Source organism: Labrys sp. KB_33_2 (assembly GCF_052114505.1).
Taxonomy (GTDB): Bacteria; Pseudomonadota; Alphaproteobacteria; order Rhizobiales; family Labraceae; genus Labrys.
In genome coordinates, this window is record NZ_JBFREW010000010.1 from 345,845 (window position 1) to 363,820 (window position 17,976).

At 63.5% G+C, this 17,976-nt stretch carries 22 protein-coding genes; 11 read left to right on the plus strand and 11 right to left on the minus strand.

The window, feature by feature from the left end; all coding sequences use genetic code 11:
- Window positions 1–59 precede the first annotated feature (59 nt).
- Both AB4037_RS19385 and AB4037_RS19390 read left to right on the plus strand, forming a co-directional pair.
- Window positions 60–578 (plus strand): PRC-barrel domain-containing protein, encoded by a 519-nt coding sequence (locus AB4037_RS19385; RefSeq protein WP_441772620.1) that lies wholly within the window; start codon window positions 60–62, stop codon window positions 576–578.
- A gap of 178 nt (window positions 579–756) precedes the next feature.
- The gene (locus tag AB4037_RS19390) at window positions 757–1,155 is read left to right on the plus strand and encodes a (R)-mandelonitrile lyase (RefSeq protein WP_441772621.1); all 399 of its coding nucleotides are present in this window, start codon (window positions 757–759) and stop codon (window positions 1,153–1,155) included.
- Between the two features lie 124 nt (window positions 1,156–1,279).
- Here AB4037_RS19390 and AB4037_RS19395 read toward each other — a convergent pair whose 3' ends face one another.
- On the minus strand, window positions 1,280–2,440 hold the full coding sequence (locus tag AB4037_RS19395; RefSeq protein WP_441772622.1) for an AAA family ATPase: 1,161 nt from the start codon (window positions 2,438–2,440) through the stop codon (window positions 1,280–1,282).
- A 241-nt stretch (window positions 2,441–2,681) separates the two neighbouring features.
- Entirely contained in the window at window positions 2,682–2,861 is a 180-nt protein-coding gene (locus AB4037_RS19400; RefSeq protein ID WP_434955876.1) for a hypothetical protein, read from the minus strand.
- A gap of 299 nt (window positions 2,862–3,160) precedes the next feature.
- Here AB4037_RS19400 and AB4037_RS19405 point away from each other — a divergent pair, with 299 nt between their 5' ends.
- Window positions 3,161–4,216, plus strand: a complete 1,056-nt coding sequence (locus AB4037_RS19405) for a LacI family DNA-binding transcriptional regulator (protein ID WP_441772623.1) — start codon at window positions 3,161–3,163, stop codon at window positions 4,214–4,216.
- A gap of 56 nt (window positions 4,217–4,272) precedes the next feature.
- Here the strand turns inward: AB4037_RS19405 and rpsI are convergent, their stop codons facing one another.
- The 4 genes from rpsI to AB4037_RS19425 all read right to left on the minus strand — a co-directional run bounded on the left by rpsI (window position 4,273) and on the right by AB4037_RS19425 (window position 7,466).
- A complete protein-coding gene (gene rpsI / locus AB4037_RS19410; RefSeq protein ID WP_434955874.1) occupies window positions 4,273–4,746 on the minus strand; it encodes a 30S ribosomal protein S9 in 474 nt (157 codons plus the stop codon).
- Window positions 4,747–4,750: 4 nt separating this feature from the next.
- Window positions 4,751–5,212: a 50S ribosomal protein L13 gene (gene rplM / locus AB4037_RS19415; protein ID WP_068289828.1), complete on the minus strand. Its 462-nt coding sequence runs from the start codon at window positions 5,210–5,212 to the stop codon at window positions 4,751–4,753.
- A 169-nt stretch (window positions 5,213–5,381) separates the two neighbouring features.
- Window positions 5,382–5,960, minus strand: coding sequence for a nitroreductase family protein (locus AB4037_RS19420; RefSeq protein ID WP_434955873.1), 579 nt, complete (start codon window positions 5,958–5,960; stop codon window positions 5,382–5,384).
- 291 nt (window positions 5,961–6,251) lie between these two features.
- The gene (locus tag AB4037_RS19425; protein ID WP_434955872.1) at window positions 6,252–7,466 is read right to left on the minus strand and encodes an MFS transporter; all 1,215 of its coding nucleotides are present in this window, start codon (window positions 7,464–7,466) and stop codon (window positions 6,252–6,254) included.
- Window positions 7,467–7,574: 108 nt separating this feature from the next.
- Between AB4037_RS19425 and AB4037_RS19430 the strand changes: the two genes are divergently transcribed.
- The 4 genes from AB4037_RS19430 (at window position 7,575) to AB4037_RS19445 (ending at window position 10,450) form a co-directional block, all read left to right on the plus strand.
- The gene (locus AB4037_RS19430; RefSeq protein ID WP_434955871.1) at window positions 7,575–7,973 is read left to right on the plus strand and encodes a transcriptional regulator; all 399 of its coding nucleotides are present in this window, start codon (window positions 7,575–7,577) and stop codon (window positions 7,971–7,973) included.
- 31 nt (window positions 7,974–8,004) lie between these two features.
- Complete coding sequence (locus tag AB4037_RS19435; RefSeq protein ID WP_441772624.1) at window positions 8,005–8,922, plus strand: hypothetical protein; 918 nt, start codon at window positions 8,005–8,007, stop codon at window positions 8,920–8,922.
- A gap of 230 nt (window positions 8,923–9,152) precedes the next feature.
- Entirely contained in the window at window positions 9,153–9,857 is a 705-nt protein-coding gene (locus AB4037_RS19440) for a L,D-transpeptidase (RefSeq protein ID WP_441772625.1), read from the plus strand.
- Between the two features lie 116 nt (window positions 9,858–9,973).
- Window positions 9,974–10,450 carry a DUF2867 domain-containing protein gene (locus tag AB4037_RS19445; protein ID WP_441772626.1) on the plus strand — a complete coding sequence of 159 codons (477 nt, stop codon included), beginning with the start codon at window positions 9,974–9,976 and terminating at the stop codon, window positions 10,448–10,450.
- Between the two features lie 16 nt (window positions 10,451–10,466).
- Here the strand turns inward: AB4037_RS19445 and AB4037_RS19450 are convergent, their stop codons facing one another.
- On the minus strand, window positions 10,467–11,363 hold the full coding sequence (locus tag AB4037_RS19450; protein ID WP_434955867.1) for a cation diffusion facilitator family transporter: 897 nt from the start codon (window positions 11,361–11,363) through the stop codon (window positions 10,467–10,469).
- A gap of 162 nt (window positions 11,364–11,525) precedes the next feature.
- Window positions 11,526–12,128 carry a class I SAM-dependent methyltransferase gene (locus AB4037_RS19455; RefSeq protein ID WP_434955866.1) on the minus strand — a complete coding sequence of 201 codons (603 nt, stop codon included), beginning with the start codon at window positions 12,126–12,128 and terminating at the stop codon, window positions 11,526–11,528.
- 111 nt (window positions 12,129–12,239) lie between these two features.
- Here AB4037_RS19455 and AB4037_RS19460 point away from each other — a divergent pair, with 111 nt between their 5' ends.
- The 3 genes from AB4037_RS19460 (at window position 12,240) to AB4037_RS19470 (ending at window position 14,404) form a co-directional block, all read left to right on the plus strand.
- Window positions 12,240–13,541 carry an MFS transporter gene (locus tag AB4037_RS19460; RefSeq protein ID WP_434955865.1) on the plus strand — a complete coding sequence of 434 codons (1,302 nt, stop codon included), beginning with the start codon at window positions 12,240–12,242 and terminating at the stop codon, window positions 13,539–13,541.
- A 78-nt stretch (window positions 13,542–13,619) separates the two neighbouring features.
- Window positions 13,620–14,066, plus strand: a complete 447-nt coding sequence (locus AB4037_RS19465; RefSeq protein WP_441772627.1) for an SRPBCC family protein — start codon at window positions 13,620–13,622, stop codon at window positions 14,064–14,066.
- Window positions 14,067–14,068: 2 nt separating this feature from the next.
- Window positions 14,069–14,404: an ArsR/SmtB family transcription factor gene (locus tag AB4037_RS19470; protein WP_441772628.1), complete on the plus strand. Its 336-nt coding sequence runs from the start codon at window positions 14,069–14,071 to the stop codon at window positions 14,402–14,404.
- 28 nt (window positions 14,405–14,432) lie between these two features.
- Here the strand turns inward: AB4037_RS19470 and hisI are convergent, their stop codons facing one another.
- The 3 genes from hisI to folE all read right to left on the minus strand — a co-directional run bounded on the left by hisI (window position 14,433) and on the right by folE (window position 17,341).
- Window positions 14,433–14,843: a phosphoribosyl-AMP cyclohydrolase gene (gene hisI / locus AB4037_RS19475; RefSeq protein ID WP_441772629.1), complete on the minus strand. Its 411-nt coding sequence runs from the start codon at window positions 14,841–14,843 to the stop codon at window positions 14,433–14,435.
- A gap of 70 nt (window positions 14,844–14,913) precedes the next feature.
- The gene (locus AB4037_RS19480) at window positions 14,914–16,542 is read right to left on the minus strand and encodes an NADP-dependent glyceraldehyde-3-phosphate dehydrogenase (protein ID WP_441772630.1); all 1,629 of its coding nucleotides are present in this window, start codon (window positions 16,540–16,542) and stop codon (window positions 14,914–14,916) included.
- A gap of 151 nt (window positions 16,543–16,693) precedes the next feature.
- Window positions 16,694–17,341, minus strand: coding sequence for a GTP cyclohydrolase I FolE (gene folE, locus AB4037_RS19485; protein WP_434955860.1), 648 nt, complete (start codon window positions 17,339–17,341; stop codon window positions 16,694–16,696).
- 146 nt (window positions 17,342–17,487) lie between these two features.
- Here folE and AB4037_RS19490 point away from each other — a divergent pair, with 146 nt between their 5' ends.
- Window positions 17,488–17,931, plus strand: a complete 444-nt coding sequence (locus tag AB4037_RS19490; protein WP_441772631.1) for an iron-sulfur cluster assembly scaffold protein — start codon at window positions 17,488–17,490, stop codon at window positions 17,929–17,931.
- Window positions 17,932–17,976: the final 45 nt, after the last annotated feature.

Sequence of the window (17,976 nt, forward strand, 5' to 3'; positions counted from 1 at the left end):
GAACATCGCATCGCCAGCTTGGTTTTATGGGGTGGAACGGCTCATCAAAGGAGGTTTCCATGATCCTGAGAAAAGCCACTTGCACCGTCGCCTTCGTCACCCTGCTGGGCTTGCCCACCGCGGCTTTGGCGCAGCAGACCACCCCCGCCCCGGTGGGCGCGGTGTCCTTCGTCACCAAGGCCGAGCCCGGCCAATACCGGGCCAGTCAGCTCGTCGGCGTCAAGATCTACAATGCCAAGGATGAGAATGTCGGCAATGTCAACGACGTGCTGGTCGACAAGAAAGGCACGGTCGTCGGCGTCGTTATCGGCGTCGGCGGCTTCCTGGGCATGGGGGAAAAGAATGTCGCCCTGCCCTACACCGCCATAACCTGGACGGACGCCGCTCCGGCCCCGGCCCAACCCGCCGCTGGCGCTCCGGCACCTGCAGGCACGCCATCGGCAGCGCCCGTGACTCCTGAGACCCAGCCCGTCAACCAGGTACGGGACTATCCGGCCCGCGGCATGCTGGCGATGACCAAGGAGCAGCTGGAAGCAGCGCCAGCCTTCAAATACGCCTCGGAAGCCGTCACCCAATAGGCGCGCCTTCGACGCTAGCCGGGTTCGACGTGATCTCGGGCTTGCAGGTTGATTCCACCGCGGTTCCCGGCTGGCCCCGCTTCTCGCCATTCCGGCGAGGGGCGGGTCTGAATGGACTATGACGACGCAGCCATCACCGCTAAGATCCAGCCTTCTCCCATTGATGGCGAGGATCATCATGGAAATCAAGCGGAGCGGCTCGCAGCCTTCCGGGCGCGGACCTGCGGACTGGTTCACGGGCACTGTCCGGATCGATCCCCTGTTCAGCGCACCGCAACCGGCCCGCGTCATCGGCGCCAGCGTCACCTTCGAACCTGGTGCCCGCACCGCCTGGCATACCCATCCACTCGGTCAGACCCTGATCGTAACTGCAGGCTGCGGCCTGGCTCAGCGCGAGGGTGGCCCGATCGAGGAGATCAGGCCGGGCGACGTGATCTGGTTCGCCCCCGGCGAGAAGCATTGGCACGGCGCCGCTGCCACCACGGCAATGACCCATACCGCCATCCAGGAGCAGTTGGACGGCAAAGCCGTCGACTGGCTCGAACAGGTCAGCGACGAGCAATATGGCGCTCGCTGAGCACGCCATATCGAATTCCCTCTCCAAGCAGAGTTTCCCGGCGAGGCCCGCGAATGGGTTTCGCCGGGAACTCTGCAGCTGTTTGATATCTTGCAGATACCCCTTGATCGCGCCCATGGCTCGATCAAGGGGTATCTGCCTGGTCATCCTCGGCGAAATCGCCCGATAGCCGCAGGCCTTCAAGCCAGGTTTCGCCGCCGCGCTTGATCACACGGTGCGCCGGCACGCCGGAGAGGGTTTCGATGGCGTCGGCCAGGGCTTGCGAATGGGTCACCAGCCAGATTTGGGTCCGGCGCGAGGCGCGCACGATCATGCCGGCGAGCGGAGCCAGGAGATCGGGGTGCAGGCTGGCTTCCGGTTCGTTCAAGGCAATGAAAGGCGGCAGGCGGGCGGACAACAGCGCCCCGGCCAGCGCGAGATAGCGCAAGGTTCCGTCGGAGAGTTCGCTCGCCTCGTAGACGCGCCTGGGATTGTCGGGAAAGATCATGCCGAAGGAGGCCATGCGATCGGGCATCGGCACCACCAGGCGGGCACCGGGAAAGGCTTCGTCGACAGAGTCGAACAGCGCCTCGCCATCGGCGCGGATATGGACGAGCGTGGCGAAGACAGCCGCCAGATCGTGGCCGTCGGAAGCCAGGGTCGGCGTGGTGACGGCATAGCAGGGCTGGCGCAGCGCCGAATCCCGGTCCGTGCGCAGCCCGTGATAGAAACGCCATTCCAAGAGAGTGCGGCGCACGGAGGCAAGGTCGGCCAGGCGATCGGCGTCGTGCAACGTCGCCAAAGCGGTTTCCGACGCCAATAGCGGCACGCCGAACGGGCGCCGCTTACCATCAGGGCCGGCGATGCTGACGGCCGGCCCCTTGCGCTCCAGCACCGTCTGTTCGCGGCCGCGATGGCTGAATTTGAGCGTCTCGACCTTGACCTGCGGCTCGCCGAGAAAGCCCGTGCCGAGAATGATGCCGCCGGCTTGCTGCACCAGCCCGGCCTCTATCCGGTAGCGATAGCGGGCACCGTCACTGATCAAGCCGACATCGAGATGGATGCGGGCCGGCTCGTTTCTCGGGCGCATGCCAGCCCACAGCGCGGCCGCCAATCCCCCTTCGCGAGCCAGCTCATGGGCGAAGCTGCCCTGTGCCGCCGCCTGTATCAACTGCAAGCCGCGATAGAGGTTGGTCTTGCCGGTGCCGTTGGCACCGACGAACACACTGAGGTCGCCGACCTCGAAATGGATGGAGCGCAGCGAACGGTAACCCTTGAACCAGATATCGCGGACGCTGAAGGACATGGCACGGTTCCGAATCGACAGGGGCCGAGCTTGCCATAGAAGTTGTTCGGGGCGGCATCTTCCACTGCACCCATTGCGCGGGGAATCCGACCAGAGACGCGGTTCGGAGGTTTCGATGCGATGTCCCTTGCTCTCTTCGGATAGTCTGGTGTTCGACTCGACGATCAGCGATCACAGATCGACGGCCGCTACCCGGCCCAGGCAGGATCACGGCGGGTGATGGCTGGGGAACGTGGCTCCTTCACCGCCCCTTGCGTCCGCCCCGCCCGGAAGGCTTGGGTGCGCGCCAATGGCTGATCGCCGTCGCCAGGGTGCTGTACCAAGCCCGGTTCGGCTGGACGGCCGGTGTTGCTTCCGGCGAGACCGGCTGCTCCCAGCGACGCCGATAGGCCGTCTTGAAGAAATAGCTCGAGGGAATCATGACGGATGCTCCGTGGTCGAATTTATTGAATCGATTCAATATCTTGCGCAAAAACAACCCGCAAGTTGCGGGCGAAGAACTCTTTTACGATCAATTGAATCGATTCAAAAATTAACGGAAAACCTGCTTTGGGTCAAGCAAAATTGAATCGATCCAACGACATGCTACAGTCGGTCGCATCGCCTTCCCGCCGAAGGGAGCAGGCGGGATGGCGCGACTATCGGCGGCGCGCTGTCCGTCGAGGTCGGTTAGGCACGCCTGCCATGCCGAACACGGCGCTAACGCAATGGGAGAAGCCCTTGGATAAGGTCATACGGCTCGCGGATGTGGCCAAGGCGGCGGGCGTGTCGCAGGGCACCGCCTCGAACGTCTTCAACCGCCCGCGTCTGGTGCGACCGGAAGTCCGCGAGCGCGTCGAGGCGGTCGCCGCCTCCCTCGGCTATCGCGGGCCCGATCCGAAGGGGCGCCTGCTGCGCGCCGGCAAGGTCAACGCCCTCGGCATCGTTACGGCCGAACCCCTGTCCTATTTCTTCGAAGATCCCTTCGCCCGCCTGATGATGGCGGCGATTTCCAAGGCCTGCGACGAACGCGGCGCCGGCATTGCCCTGGTCTCGGCCATGAACGAGCAGAAACTGGCCTGGAATGTGCAGAGCGCCCTGGTGGACGGCTTCATCCTGTTCTGCATCGACGAGGGCCCGCGGCTGGTGGAGCTGACGCGGGAACGCCACCTGCCTTTCGTGGCTTTGCATCTGGGCACGCGCGACGAAGCCATCGCGGCTATCGGCGTCGACAATTTCGCCGGCGCCAAGGCAGCAGCGGCGCATATGGCAAGCCTCGGCCATCGGCGCTTCGCCATCCTGTCCATGCCCTTCGGCGACGACCGGACCGGGCCTGCCACCATGCGGGAGGTCGAGACCGCGGTCTATTCGAGTTCGCGCGACCGTGTACTCGGCTACTTCGCCGGTCTCTCCGAGCATGGCATCGATACCCGCATCGTGCCGATTTTCGAAACGCAGAACGAGGAAACGGACGTCAACGTCGCGATGGCTCAGCTCTTCGCAGCCCCTGCCCCACCGACAGCCCTGCTGGCGATGTCAGACAGGATCGCCTTCGCCGCCCTCGAATGGCTGCACCAGCGGGGCCTGTCGGTGCCGGAGGATGTCTCGGTCATCGGCTTCGACGGCGTGCCGGAAAGCGCCTTTTCCGAACCGCCGCTCACCACCATTGCCCAGCCGATCGCGGCGATGGGCCAGCTCGCCGTCGAGATGATCCTCGACACGCCCGACGAGACAGGCCGACGGCAGTTTGCCACCGAGCTTGTGGTCCGGGGCTCGACCGCTTCGCCACGGCCATAAGCCAGCCAACAAAAAACCCCGCCGAAGCGGGGTTTTCGTAAGTCCTGTCCGGAAGCTTAGCGCTTCGAGAACTGGAAGGAACGGCGAGCCTTGGCGCGGCCGTACTTCTTGCGCTCGACCACGCGGCTGTCGCGGGTGAGGAAGCCTTCCTTCTTCAGAGCCGGACGCAGTTCCGGCTCGAAATAGGTCAGGGCCTTGGAGACGCCGTGGCGCACGGCGCCGGCCTGGCCGGACAGACCGCCGCCGGCGACGGTGATGTTGATGTCATACTGGCCGGTGCGGTTGGCGACGGTGAGCGGCTGCTGGATCAGCAGGCGCAGCACCGGGCGGGCGAAGTAGACGTCCAGTTCACGGCCGTTGACCGTGACCTTGCCGGCACCCGGCTTGATCCAGACGCGGGCAATGGCGTTCTTGCGCTTGCCGGTGGCATAGGCGCGGCCATGGGCGTCCAGCTTCTGGACATGCTTGGGCGCTTCGGCGGCGGCGGCAGCCTCGCCGAGAGCCTGCAGCGAATTGAGCGTATCGGCCATCGGATCAGCCCTTCACATTCTTGGCGTTCATGGCGCCGACATCGAGCGCTTCGGGCTGCTGAGCCTCGTGCGGATGTTCGGTACCCTTGTACACGCGCAGGTTGAGCATCTGCTTGCGGCCCAGCGGACCACGCGGAATCATGCGCTCCACGGCCTTTTCGACGATACGCTCAGGGAACTTGCCTTCCAGGATGAACCTGGCGCTGCGCTCCTTGATGCCGCCGGGATGCCCGGTGTGGTGGTAATAGACCTTCTGATTGTACTTGCGGCCGGTGAACACCACCTGCTCCGCATTGATGACAATCACGTTGTCGCCGCAATCGAGATGGGGCGTGTAGGTCGGCTTGTGCTTGCCGCGCAGGCGCATTGCAATCACGGAAGCCAGACGACCGACGACCAGACCCTTGGCGTCGATGATGACCCACTTCTTCTCGATATCGGCGGTCTTGAGCGTAAAGGTGGACATGGTGTCGCCTATGGTTGCGCTGTCGATCCGACGGTTGAAAACGACAAGGCGGCCTGAGGGGCCGCCGAGTTGGAGTGCTTCTACACGACAGCCGAATGGGCGTCAACGCGATATTTTAAGCACGTGTCAAATTTTTATCTTTAAAAACAATAACTTACATATGAGGTAATTAATTACCTGCATTTTGACCATAGTAAGTTATGAGATCTTCGAGCTTGGGACGCGGCCGATCCGGCACGGTTTCTCTGGGTGTACCGATATGCACGAAGCCGGCGAGCTTCTCGTGCGAACCGATACCGAGCCTGGCCAGCACTCTTTCGTCATAAGCCATCCAGCCCGTGAGCCAACTCGCTCCGAAGCCCAGCGCATGGGCGGCGATGACCAGATTCTCGCAGACCGCCCCGGCCGACAGCTCCTGCTCCCAGAGCGGGATCTTCACATGGTTGGCAGCCGTCGATACCACGCCGATCACCAGCGGCGCCAAGGTGAAACGCGTCGATTCCTTCTTGCGGGTCCCCTCGTCCGCATCGGGACAAGCAGCCATGAAGGCATCATAGACGACCTGCCCTGCCTTCTCGCGCGCGGCGCCCTGGTAGATCACGAAGCGCCAGGGATGGAGCTTGCCGTGATCGGGCACGCGCGTTGCGAGGGTCAGCAACGTCTCGAGCTGGGCGGCATCCGGCCCCGGTGCCGACAACATGGCTGGGGGCACCGACCGGCGGGTCTTCAGAAGCTCGATTGCATCCATGGCGTACATTCCCAATGCATTGCGATCTGGCGCACTCGCCGAAAATCGCAAAGCCGCGTCAGGGCGCGGCGTTGGAGCAAGGCGGCGTTTTGCTCAAACGCGCTTTGCCCGAGGAGACGAACGCTCACATAAGGCCTGCGGCAGGTCTTGGGTAGGACTTCCGGCGCGATGAGCCTGAGTCCTCCCCATCTTTGCGACCGGGCGATCACGGGATGCCGTTACACAAACTCGCCTATCTCTCTGATAAATAGGAGATTGTCGTTCATTCGCCTTGGCTCGGACTCGGTGAGGTCATTCCGCCGCATCCTGGTGGACGACGGCGCAGGCCGCCTCCTCCACCGGTGTTACCCGCGCCGGGCGATAGGTTGTCGCCAGCAGAATGGCGAGCGCCAGTACCTCGGTGCCGGCTCCCACCCAGCCGACGGCCTGGACCGAATAGCGCTCGACCACCACGGCGCCGATGGCCGCGCCCGCCGCCGTGCCGAGATAGATGGCCGATGCGTTCAGGGCCAGCAGGACCGAGGCCAGGCGCTGGTCGATGGCAAGCAGGCGCACCTGCTGCACCGCCGGGAAAGCCCAGCCGAAAACGCCCCACAGCACCAGCACCAGCCCTGCCCCGATCCAGCCGGCCAGTCCCGGCAGGAACGCCGGGATCAGCGGAAGAGCACCGAAACTCACGACCAGCACCGCCAGGACGATGGTGAGGAAGCGCCGATGGTTCCAGCGATCGGCCGCATATCCACCCACTGTATTGCCGGCAGCCCCCGCCAGGCCCGCCAGGATCAGGAAGCCGGCGACCGCTTCCGGCGAGGCGCCCAACACGGCTTCGAGATAGGCCCCAATGAAGGTGTAGACGCCGAATGCGCCGGCCAGGACCACGACCGTCAGGCCGATGACCTCGAGCACGTCCGAACGACGCGCGACGGCAAGACGATCGGCGAGGCCGGGCGCCGGAGGCCCCGACACTGCCGGCAGCTTCAGGGCGATGCCGGCCAGTACCAGCAGGCTCATGGCGGCAACCATGACGAATGTCGCCCGCCAGCCCAGATGCGCCGCAATGGCGGTTCCCAGGGGCACGCCGATCACCAGCGCCACGGTCATGCCGGTATAGATGAAGGACAAGGCTCGTCCGCGTTTGGCCGGCTCGACCGACACAGCCCCATAGGCAAAGGCGGCCGGCATGAAGGTTCCGGCCGATAGCGCCAGGATGATACGGCTCGCCGCCAGCGTGAGAAAGCCGGTGGCGAAGGCCGCCGCCAGATTGGCGAGGCTGAACACGGCCATGGCCGTTATCAGGAGAGTGCGACGCTCCCAGCGCGCCGTCATCACTGCGATAAGCGGCGAGCCGATCGCATAGGCGAGCGCAAAAATGGTGACGAGGTGACCAGCATGGGCGACGGGGATGCCGAGATCTTCGGCGATGCGCGGCAGGATGCCGGCAATCATCAAGCCTTCGCTGCCGATGGCGAAGGCACCTAGTGCAAGCCAGGTCAGGGTCCGATACATGGCGAGTCCATAAGTTCAATAATTATTGAACTTATGGACTCTTCTCCACGCCTGTCAATGAATTCAATGAGTCTTGAACTAATGGACCTCAGGCGATATGTCCCAGTCATGGCCAAGACGATCTTTCACCCGGAAACCGATCAGATCGAGTTGACGACGGTTCTGGAAGCGCTCAGCGATCCCATTCGCCGTGACATCATTCTCGGCCTCTTCGAGGAGGGCGAGCAGAATTGCTCCGCCTTCAATGGCCTGAGTTCCAAGACCAATCTGACCTATCACTATGTGCGCCTGCGCGAGGCGGGCCTGACGCGCACGCGTTTGATGGGCACGTATCGCCTGATCACGCTCCGCGCCGACGACATCGAATCGCGCTTCCCCGGCCTGCTCGCGCCAATCCTGGCTGCCGCACGGGCTGAACGCCTTCAGCGGCAGGCCGAAGGCTTGTCCGGTGCCTTATCCTCCGCCAAGGCAGTAGCCCCGGAGGCCGGGCGTGAAGATGGGGCTTGAAATCGCCGCCTTTCCGTGAATCGTGGCGGCCATGATTGCCAAGACCTCAATCCTCAAGACTTCGATCCTCCTGCTGGCAGGCGCGCTCGTGGCCATGCCGGCGGCCGCGCAGACGCCCCCGAGTTCCGAAGCCGCTCCCGCGGCGGCGCCGCAGGCGCCTGCCCAGCCTGCGCCACCGGCCGCGGCCGAGGAACCCGCCGTCACGCGCAAGGTCGAACTCTCCGCCAGCTTCGCCGAGAAGGGGGCGCCGATTCCATCGGGCCTGAAATGGCGGGTATACCGCCTCGGCAAGGGTGAGGCCGATGCGGCCAAGATGGCTGAATCCGACGATCCGGCTCCCGAATTCTCGTTGGCGCCCGGGCGCTATGTCGTTCATGCCGCCTATGGACTTGCCGCCGCGACCAAGGAGATCGAGGTCGACAAGGCGTCCGTGCGGCAGGGGCTGGTGATCAAGGCGGGCGGCCTGCAGGTCGAGGCCTCGGTGCTCGACAAGCCGATCCCGCCCGAGCAATTGACCGCACGCGTCATGGTGATCCAGCCGACCGGCGAGCGCCGGCTCATCGCCGAGGGCGTTCCGGCCACCAGCATTCTGCGCCTGCCCGAGGGACGCTATTTCGTCGAATGCACCTATGGCGAGTCCAACGCCACCGTCTCCGCCGAACTATCGATCGGTACCGGCAAGCTGACGCAGGCCACCTTCCACCAAATGGCGGCGACGCTGACGCTCAAGCTGGTGAGCCAGGCCGGCGGCGAGGCGATCGCCAACACGGCCTGGTCGGTGCTGACGCCAGGCGGCGACGTCATCCGCGAATCCATCGGCGCCTTTCCTTCCCTGATCCTGGCGGAAGGCAACTACACCGTCGTCGCCCGCCATGAGGGCCGGGTCTATACGCGCGAGTTCGACGTCAAGGCCGGCCATGACGGCGACGTCGAGGTGATCGCCCGCTAAACTGGGACCGATAGTGGCCCGGAGGGCCGATCGGCAACCTGGCCGAGCAATTCTGTTGCCATTTGATCACAGTTGCGTGCACTTTTGCCAATCGCGGCCCTCACCCCGAATTCGGTGCGCAATCCTGCCGCAATGCGCCTCTATCGCCCCAATTCATTGGAGCAACCGCTCCTCAGATTTGCTGGCTCATAGCTGCCATTGGTACACGGCGCTGGATATTCGGGGTTGAAATGATACTGACGCGACGCATACTTCTTCTGGGCGCACCACTTTTTCTTGCAAGTTGCGCAACGAGAAGCGGCCAGAGAAATGCCAATTTGCAGCAGGCCGCCTATACACCTGATCCTTACTATGTGTCCCTCTACGGAGGCATCGAGGATGATCGTTTTCCCGTCCAGCCTGTGAACCTAGCCAAGGTGCCGCCGAAATATTGGCGCCGTGAGGTCCCCTATGAGACCGCCGAGCAGCCCGGAACCATCGTCGTCGATCCCAACCAGCGTTTCCTCTATCTCGTCCAGGAAAACGGCCGGGCGATCCGCTATGGCGTCGGCGTCGGCAAGACCGAGGCGTTCAATTTCCAGGGCGAGGCCACCATCTCCCGCAAGGCCGAATGGCCACGCTGGACCCCGACGCCCGACATGATCCGCCGCGATCCCGAGTTGAACGAACCCTATCGCAACGGCATGCCCGGCGGGGTCGAGAACCCGCTCGGTGCCCGCGCGCTCTATCTCTACCGCGACGGCCGCGACACGCTCTATCGCCTGCACGGCACCACCAATCCGGCCACCATCGGCACCAAGGTGTCCTCGGGCTGCGTCCGCCTGATGAACCAGGACATCATCGACCTCTATAACCGCGTGCCTACCGGCACCAAGGTTATCGTGCTGCCTTCGGCGCCGGCTCCGGAAGAAGCCCCCCTGCCCGACATGGTCTGAGATTTGCGGGTGCGTGCGGCATCACGGCACGCGCCCGCAGTCCTCAACGGCTCTATACTCCGCCTCATCGCTCCGTTCTGCCGAGATCCTGCCGGAGCGCGTGGAGCATCGTTTCCATGGATACCATCGCCGTCGATCCCGATGCGGGCCTCGCCCGCCTTCTTCCCGGTGCCCAATTCGCCGACGCCTATGCGCTGGACATGGCCCCGCCGAAACTCGACGCAAGGCGAGCCGCTGAGCGTATCATGGCCCGCTCGCCGCGCTGGATCGCCACGCTTCTGGCTCTCAGGAACCTCGTCGTCGCTCCCTTCGGCCTGCACACCCGCCCGCCATCCTCACCGTCAGGCCTGGGTGTCCTCGGCATCTTTCCCGTCCTCAGCCAGACGCCGGACCGACTGGTCGCCGGCTTCGACGACAGCCATCTCGACTTTCGGGTGGTCGTCGACATATCCAGGATCTCGGAGCGTCAGCGCGTCACACTGACCACGCTCGTCCTCACCCATAATCGTCTCGGGCGCGCCTATCTTGCCGCCGTGCTGCCTTTCCACTGGGTGATCGTGCGCGCCATGCTGCGGCAGGCACGCGAGGCCTGATCGCGGGGCGCTTGCCTCAGGAAGCCAGCAGGACGGGCACGCCCTTATGCTTGGCCTTCTCCTCCGGCTCGACATGGATGGTCACCCGAGCGCCTTCGATCTCCTGCCGGAGCGCGAGTTCGATGCGATCGCAGATGGCGTGCGACTCCGTCACCGACATCGAGCCCTGAACAACCAGGTGGAAATCGACGAAGACGACACTGCCGACCTGGCGGGTCCTGACATCATGCGCCTCCTGGGCGCCTTCGCTGTGGGTGGCGATGATCTTGGCGATCTGGTCGAGGATCTCGGGGGGCGCGGAGGCATCCATCAGGCTGGATACGGAATCGCGGATCATCACCCAGCCCGACCACAGAATATTGACGGCGACGATCGCAGCCAGGATCGGGTCGAGAATGAGCCAGCCCGTCACGGCGACGAGGGCAACGCCGATCAGGACGCCGCCGGACGACCAGACGTCGGTCATCACATGCCGGCCATCGGCGACGAGGGCGGGCGAGCGCCACGCCCGGCCCCAGCGCAGCAGCGTCACCGCCCAGCCGAGATTGATCGCGGTCGCCACAGCATTCACCGCCAGGCCCAGCACCGGTGTTTCCAACGGCTTGGGGGCGAGAATGCCGTCATAGGCCTTGACCAGGATCAGGATCGCCGCCAGCACGATCAGCACGCCCTCGATCACGGCGGAGAAATATTCGGCCTTGTGGTGACCATAGGGATGGCCGCCATCGGCAGGCTTGGAGGCCACGCGCAGGGCGATGAAAGCTGCGCCAGCCGCAACCACGTTGATGATGCTCTCCAGGGCATCCGAATAGAGCGCCAGCGAGCCCGTCAGCCAATAGGCGCCGAATTTGAGCGCGAGGACGACAAGGCCGACGCCGGCACTGGCAAGGGCGGCTTTCTGGGCGCGGTTCATGATGGTTCCCGGTTCATGCGCACGGCCTTCGCAAAGGCCTCCGCTAAAGGCAGCTCCCTACTCCGATGAGCTGCCGTAAGGCCAGAGCAAATAGTATAGCCTGGGCTATCGCTGCTGCGACCGCTGCCGAACCATCCCGAACGGCAAGGTTTTTCGGCCTGATCAGGGCATCGACTTGCGCGCCAGGACATAGAGCCAGTCGGTCGGCTTGTTGTCATAACCGCCGCCCTTGGCGGCCTCGATCCCGACGCTCTCCCAGGGGCCGGGCCGATAGGTCTGCTCAAGCCAGTCGGCCGAGGGATAATTGTAATAGCGGTCGAACTGATCTCTGCCCTCCGCTTTGCCAGCCTTGAAGCTGGCGTAGAAAACCCCGCCGGGCTTCAAGGCCCGGTGGATCCTGCCAATGATCGCGGACAGGTTCGCACGCGGCACATGGAGCAGGCAGGCATTGGCCCAGACGCCGTCATAGGCTTCACGCGCCTCGATATCCTCGAACAGCAGGACATCGACCAGCCGGCCAAGCCGCACGGCTGCCGCATGCGCAATTTCCGGCGTGCCATCAGTCGGCGTGACGTCGAAGCCGCGCGCCAGCATGTATTCGCTGTCCTGTCCAGCGCCACAGCCAAGTTCCAAGACGGATCCGCCCGGAGCGACATGAGACAGAAACTGATCCAGGCGATGTTTCTGTGCCACTTGTCCCCGCGTGGTGTAGGCACTCGCCTGTTCAGCATAGAAAGCGATCGTCACATCATCTTTGGCAGGCATCTACGTTTCCTGTTTCACTTCCTCGCGCCCGGCGCGATAACGCGAATGCTTCGGCCCTTCTGCCGAATCAGGTCCCTCGCGATATTTCACAATTAATAGACGGAAAATAACATGGCAGGAAACGCGGAAGCCAGCTCTGCTGGGGGCTCCAGCACCCAGACAGCGCCGGGTGGAATCGGCCGCATCGTTCTGGCGAGCCTGGTGGGCACCACGATCGAGTTCTACGATTTCTACATCTACGGAACGGCCGCCGCTCTGGTGATCGGGCAGACCTTCTTTCCGTCGACCGCGCCCGGTTCGCAGGCACTCAACGCCTTCCTTACCTTCGGTATCGCCTTCCTGGCCCGCCCCATCGGCTCCATCCTGTTCGGCCATTTCGGCGATCGCATCGGCCGCAAATCGACGCTGGTGGCGTCCATGCTGGTGATGGGTCTGTCGACCACGCTGATCGGCGCGCTGCCGACCTATGAACAGGCCGGCTTCCTGGCCCCCTTGCTGCTGTGCATCCTGCGTTTCGGCCAGGGCATCGGTCTTGGCGGCGAATGGGGCGGTGCGGCCCTGCTCGCGACCGAGAACGCTCCCCCGGGGCGACGCTCCTGGTTCGGCATGTTCCCCCAGCTCGGGCCCCCGATCGGCTTCTTCATGGCCAATGGCCTGTTCCTGGTCCTGCTGATGTTCCTCGACGAAGCAAGCTTCCTATCCTGGGGCTGGCGCATCCCCTTCCTGATCAGCGCCGCGCTGGTGGCCATCGGCCTCTATCTGCGCGTCTCCATCAGCGAAACGCCTGAATTCCGCGAAGCCATGGCCCGCAACGAGCGCGTCGAGGTGCCCTTGCTCGAAGTACTCAGGGACCATTGGGTTCCGCTGATCCAGGGCTCTCTCGCCATCGTGGTGTGCTACGCCCTGTTCTACATCTCCACCGTCTTTGCCCTGGGCTATGGCGTCAACACGCTGCATATTTCGCGCAGCGACTTTCTCGGCCTGCTCTGCGTCGCCGTCATCTTCATGGCGATTGCCACGCCGATCTCCGCCGCGCTTTCCGACCGCTTCGGCGCACGTCCTGTCCTGTTGATCTCCAGTGCCCTGGCGGCATTGTCGGGCTTGTGCCTGCCCGTCCTGCTCGGCAGCGGCAATAGCTTCGAGGTCCTCGCCTTCCTGTCGCTTTCGCTCGCCCTGATGGGGCTGACCTTTGCGCCGCTCGGAGCCCTGCTTCCCGACCTCTTCCCCACCAAGGTGCGCTACACCGGCGCCTCCAGTGCCTATAATCTCGGCGGCATCCTGGGTGCCTCGCTCGCGCCCTATCTGGCTCAGATCCTGCTGCAGAAGGGCGGCCTGCCCTGGGTCGGCTATTATGTCAGCGTTGCGGCGATCATCAGCTTCCTCGCCGTGTTCAGCATGAAGCGGGGCGGCTGAAAATTTGCGAATAAGCAACCAAATGGTTGCACAAGACGGCGCGATCTGACATATATGCGCAACCAGGAGGTTGCAATTATGTCAGATCGTATTGAAAAGACCATCGAGCTGAACGCGCCCATCGACCGTGTATGGCAGGCCCTGACCAATCACGAGGAATTCGGCACATGGTTCCGGGTCAAGCTGGACGGGCCTTTTGTGCCCGGCCAGATCTCGCGCGGCCATATCACCTATCCCGGCTATGAACATGTCGTCTGGGAAGCCAAGGTCGTCAACATGGATGAGCCCCGCCTGTTCTCGTTCACCTGGCATCCCTATGCCGTCGATCCGGACGTCGACTATTCAAACGAGAAGCCGACACTGGTGGAATTTCATCTGCGCCCGGAGGGGACGGGAACCCATCTCAGCGTGACTGAATCCGGCTTCGGCGCCATTCCCGCCCACCGCCGTGCCGAAGCCTTCCGCATGAATGACGGCGGCTGGGCCGAACAGATGAAAAACATCAAGGCCCATATCGGCGGCTGATCATGTCGACAGCTGACCTTGCCACCCCATCGAACCCCGCCGCCATCTTCGCGGCATTGGGAGATCCGACCCGTCTGTCGCTGCTCAGAAGATTGAGCAGCGGCCAGACGCAGTCGATCGCGAAGCTGTCGACAGACACCAGCCTGACACGCCAGGCCATCACCAAGCACCTGCATGTGCTCGAAACGGCCGGGCTTGTTTCAAGCCTGCGTATCGGGCGCGAGACCCAGTTCGCCTATCGGCCCGAACCGATCCAGGCGGTGCGAACCTATCTCGACGAAGTTGCCGTCCAGTGGGACGACGCACTCGGGCGCCTCAAGGCGCTGGTGGAAAGGTGACGGTCGCTGGTTGCCCGGCCAATGGCCACTACTCCGCTATCACCAGCCGCGCCGGCCCGCCCTCTTCGCTCTTCACCACGCGGTAGAAGCAGGAATGGCGGCCGGTGTGGCAACAGCCGCCATCACCGCCGACTTCCACGCGCATGATCAGGGCGTCCTGGTCGCAATCGGTACGCAACTCCACCACACGCTGCAACTGACCGGAAGTCTCGCCCTTGCGCCAGAGAGCCTGGCGCGAGCGTGACCAGTACCAGGCCTCGCCAGTCTCCAGGGTGCGGCCCAGAGACTCCGCATTCATATGCGCGACCATCAGCACCTCGCCATGCTCGGCGCCGAGCGTCACCACCGTGATCAGGCCGTCGCGGTCGAATTTCGGCGTGAAGACGAGGCCCTCTTCAAGGGAGGCCTTGTCGCGGGGCGGGGGAAACGAGGTGCTCATGGTTCTACTCTGGGGACGGATGTGGACTAGGCTTGGATCCTGGAAGATCTTGGGCCCTCGATCCAGGGCCCTAAAAGATGAAGTCCGTATGGATGAACTTCGACTTGTGGCTGCGCGTGATCTCGTCAAGCAATTTCTTGCTGGGCTCGGTCTGCTTGGCGGCGATCATCGAGCGGATCGAAAAGGAACGCAGCGCGTCGGTGACCGACAGCGTCCCCTCGGCCGAATCCTTGCGGCCGGTGAACGGGAAGACATCCGGCCCACGCTGGCACTGGCAGTTGATGTTGACCCGGCAGACCTGGTTCACCAGCGGATCCACCAGGGTGCCGATGTCATCCGCGCTGGTGGAAAAGATGCTGACCTGCTGGCCATGCTCGGAGGTGATGACATAGTCGAGCGCCGTCTCGATGTCGTCAAAGGGCATCACCGGCACGATCGGCCCGAACTGCTCCTCGCGATAGAGCTTCATGCCTTCGGCGACAGGATAGACCACGGCCGGCCGGAACAACGTTGCCACCTCATCCCCGCCGCCGGCATTGACCACCCTGGCGCCCTTGGCCACGGCGTCCTCGACGCAGGCCATCATGTACTCGGCTTTGGCCCTGTCAGGCAGTGGCGTGATGCTGACGCCCTTGTCCCAGGGCATACCGATCTTGAGCTTGGCAAGCTCCTCGGTGAAGCGTTCCAGGAAACGATCGACGATGGAACGGTGCACGATCAGCATCTTCAGCGCCGTGCAGCGCTGGCCGTTGAAGGACAGCGCACCCGCAAGGCATTCCTTCACTGCCAGTTCCAGGTCGGCATCGGCCAGGACGATCGCGGCATTCTTGGCATCGAGGCCGAGAATTGCGCGCAAACGGTTGGCCTTGGGATGCAGCTTCTTGAGGTGATCGGCAACCTTGCTGGAGCCGATCAGGGTAAGCGCATTCACCTTCCCCGATTCCAGCAGATGCGGCACGATTTCCGCGCCCTTGCCGTAGACGAAGTTGACCACGCCGGGCGGGAAAGCACTGCGGAAAGCCTCCAGCAACGGCTCGAACAGAAGGACGCCGAAGCGCGGCGGCTTGAACACCAGCGTGTTGCCCATGATCAGGGCCGGGATCAGCGTGGCAAAGGTCTCGTTCAGAGGGTAATTGTAGGGCCCCATGCACAAGACGACGCCAAGGGGCGTGCGGCGGATCTGGCCGATGGTGCCTTCGACGATCTGGAAACGTGAATTCTCATTATCGAGGTTGCGCACGGCATCGACAGTGGCGCGCATATAGTCGACGGTGCGATCGAATTCCTTCTCGGCATCCGGCAGTGACTTGGCGATCTCCCACATGATCAGGCGCACGATCTCACTGCGGCGCGCCACCATCTGGCGGATGAAATCCAGCATGCAGGTGATGCGATCGGCGACCCGCATCGTCGGCCAGGCGCCGCGGCCATTGTCATAAGCGCCGACCGCGGCGGCCAGTGCGGCATCGGCTTCCGGGACGCCGCCGACCGGAATCGAGCCGAGGGTGACCGGCAGCAGCCGTCCTTCCCCATCGCGCAGGTGAATGGGCGAGATCACGCTCTGCTTCTCGCCGGTCCATGCCAGCAATTGTCCGTTCACCAGCACGCGATCCTGGTGGATCTCGCCTGGAAGACGGAACTCGGCAGTAATATCCCCGGCCTGCGGGAACAGAGTCTTGAGCTCAGTCGACTGCGGCATCATCGCTTCTCCTTCGAGACATGGCTACCCCATCCCCGGCACGATCCATGCCACACGCGTTCCAGCGTGCAGCACAACTCATAAAGGGAATAAGACGCTCGACCGCAGAACTGCGCCGCCGTGACGAGCAGCCCAGGCAGCCAGTTGTCGCTCAGCGTGCCTTGTAGGCGCGCTGTACCAGGGACAGGAAGTGCATCTGCTGCTGCGGCTCAGACTTGAAGACGCCGGTGAAGCCAGTTGTCACCGTGGAAACGCCCTGCTTCTGGATGCCGCGCATGGCCATGCACATATGCTCGGCTTCCAGCATCACGGCCAGTCCCCGCGGCTTGAGGCGTTCCTCGATGGCCTGGGTGACGTTGGCGGTCAGATGCTCCTGCGTCTGCAGGCGGCGGGCATAAATCTCGACCACGCGTGCGAGCTTGGACAGGCCGACCACGCCGCCGCTGGGATAATAGGCGATATGGGCGTGGCCCATGATCGGCACGATATGGTGTTCGCAATGCGAATAGAAGGGGATGTCCCGTACCAGCACCATGTCATCATAGCCGCCGACTTCCTCGAAGACGGTGTCGAGTTCTTCGCCGGCATCGTGCTCATAGCCCTTGAACATCTCGCGCCAAGCCTTAACCACCCGCTTGGGCGTGTCGATCAGGCCTTCGCGGTCCGGATCGTCACCGGCCCACTGGATCAGCGTCCGCACGGCGGCTTCGGCCTCCTTGCGTGACGGGCGAGGCATAGGGGCGCGGGCGACGTCATCTCGTTCCAGTTTGGCCGCAGGCTTATCCACCAGTGCATCCATCAACAGCTACTCCCACCGCCAAGGCAGATTGCTCACAATCGGCCTTGCGGGTTTAGATCATACCGGTCTGGAGAGCACCCCTCCCCAACCGACCCATTCATGCCTATATAGGTGAGAGCGAAGCGCATACAATCAAGCGTCCACCCATGCTCGACGATGTCTATAATAAACGTATCCTCGAATTGGCAGCCAATATTCCGCGTATCGGCCATCTGCCGCGCGCAGATGCCGCAGCCACCGCCCATTCCAAATTATGCGGTTCCACCGTCTCGGTGGAGCTGGCGGTAGAAGGCGGCAAGGTCGCTGATTTCGCCCATATCGTGAAGGCCTGCGCCCTCGGACAGGCCTCCTCCTCCATCATGGCCCGCAACATCATCGGTGCGAGCGGCGATGAATTGCGGCAGGCGCGCGAGACCATGCGCCGCATGCTCAAGGAGAATGGCCCGCCTCCGGAGGGCCGTTTCGCCGAGGCCGCCGTGCTGGAACCGGTGCGTGATTTCAAGGCCCGCCACGCCTCTACCTTGCTCACTTTCGACGCCGTCGTCTCGGCCTTCGACAGTATCGAGGCCAAGAGCAAAGCGGCGGAATAGCGCAGTTTCCCGGGATCGCAGGCGTCCTGGCCTGCTCTTGGAAAC

What these genes read in the sequence shown, in the direction of transcription:
- AB4037_RS19385 (WP_441772620.1), top strand. Translation starts at nt 60, where the DNA reads ATGATCCTGAGAAAAGCCACTTGCACCGTCGCCTTCGTCACCCTGCTG.
- AB4037_RS19390 (WP_441772621.1), top strand. Translation starts at nt 757, where the DNA reads ATGGAAATCAAGCGGAGCGGCTCGCAGCCTTCCGGGCGCGGACCTGCG.
- AB4037_RS19395 (WP_441772622.1), bottom strand. Translation starts at nt 2,440, where the DNA reads ATGTCCTTCAGCGTCCGCGATATCTGGTTCAAGGGTTACCGTTCGCTG.
- AB4037_RS19400 (WP_434955876.1), bottom strand. Translation starts at nt 2,861, where the DNA reads ATGATTCCCTCGAGCTATTTCTTCAAGACGGCCTATCGGCGTCGCTGG.
- rpsI (WP_434955874.1), bottom strand. Translation starts at nt 4,746, where the DNA reads ATGGCCGATACGCTCAATTCGCTGCAGGCTCTCGGCGAGGCTGCCGCC.
- rplM (WP_068289828.1), bottom strand. Translation starts at nt 5,212, where the DNA reads ATGTCCACCTTTACGCTCAAGACCGCCGATATCGAGAAGAAGTGGGTC.
- AB4037_RS19420 (WP_434955873.1), bottom strand. Translation starts at nt 5,960, where the DNA reads ATGGATGCAATCGAGCTTCTGAAGACCCGCCGGTCGGTGCCCCCAGCC.
- AB4037_RS19425 (WP_434955872.1), bottom strand. Translation starts at nt 7,466, where the DNA reads ATGTATCGGACCCTGACCTGGCTTGCACTAGGTGCCTTCGCCATCGGC.
- AB4037_RS19430 (WP_434955871.1), top strand. Translation starts at nt 7,575, where the DNA reads ATGGCCAAGACGATCTTTCACCCGGAAACCGATCAGATCGAGTTGACG.
- AB4037_RS19435 (WP_441772624.1), top strand. Translation starts at nt 8,005, where the DNA reads ATGATTGCCAAGACCTCAATCCTCAAGACTTCGATCCTCCTGCTGGCA.
- AB4037_RS19440 (WP_441772625.1), top strand. Translation starts at nt 9,153, where the DNA reads ATGATACTGACGCGACGCATACTTCTTCTGGGCGCACCACTTTTTCTT.
- AB4037_RS19445 (WP_441772626.1), top strand. Translation starts at nt 9,974, where the DNA reads ATGGATACCATCGCCGTCGATCCCGATGCGGGCCTCGCCCGCCTTCTT.
- AB4037_RS19450 (WP_434955867.1), bottom strand. Translation starts at nt 11,363, where the DNA reads ATGAACCGCGCCCAGAAAGCCGCCCTTGCCAGTGCCGGCGTCGGCCTT.
- AB4037_RS19455 (WP_434955866.1), bottom strand. Translation starts at nt 12,128, where the DNA reads ATGCCTGCCAAAGATGATGTGACGATCGCTTTCTATGCTGAACAGGCG.
- AB4037_RS19460 (WP_434955865.1), top strand. Translation starts at nt 12,240, where the DNA reads ATGGCAGGAAACGCGGAAGCCAGCTCTGCTGGGGGCTCCAGCACCCAG.
- AB4037_RS19465 (WP_441772627.1), top strand. Translation starts at nt 13,620, where the DNA reads ATGTCAGATCGTATTGAAAAGACCATCGAGCTGAACGCGCCCATCGAC.
- AB4037_RS19470 (WP_441772628.1), top strand. Translation starts at nt 14,069, where the DNA reads ATGTCGACAGCTGACCTTGCCACCCCATCGAACCCCGCCGCCATCTTC.
- hisI (WP_441772629.1), bottom strand. Translation starts at nt 14,843, where the DNA reads ATGAGCACCTCGTTTCCCCCGCCCCGCGACAAGGCCTCCCTTGAAGAG.
- AB4037_RS19480 (WP_441772630.1), bottom strand. Translation starts at nt 16,542, where the DNA reads ATGCCGCAGTCGACTGAGCTCAAGACTCTGTTCCCGCAGGCCGGGGAT.
- folE (WP_434955860.1), bottom strand. Translation starts at nt 17,341, where the DNA reads ATGGATGCACTGGTGGATAAGCCTGCGGCCAAACTGGAACGAGATGAC.
- AB4037_RS19490 (WP_441772631.1), top strand. Translation starts at nt 17,488, where the DNA reads ATGCTCGACGATGTCTATAATAAACGTATCCTCGAATTGGCAGCCAAT.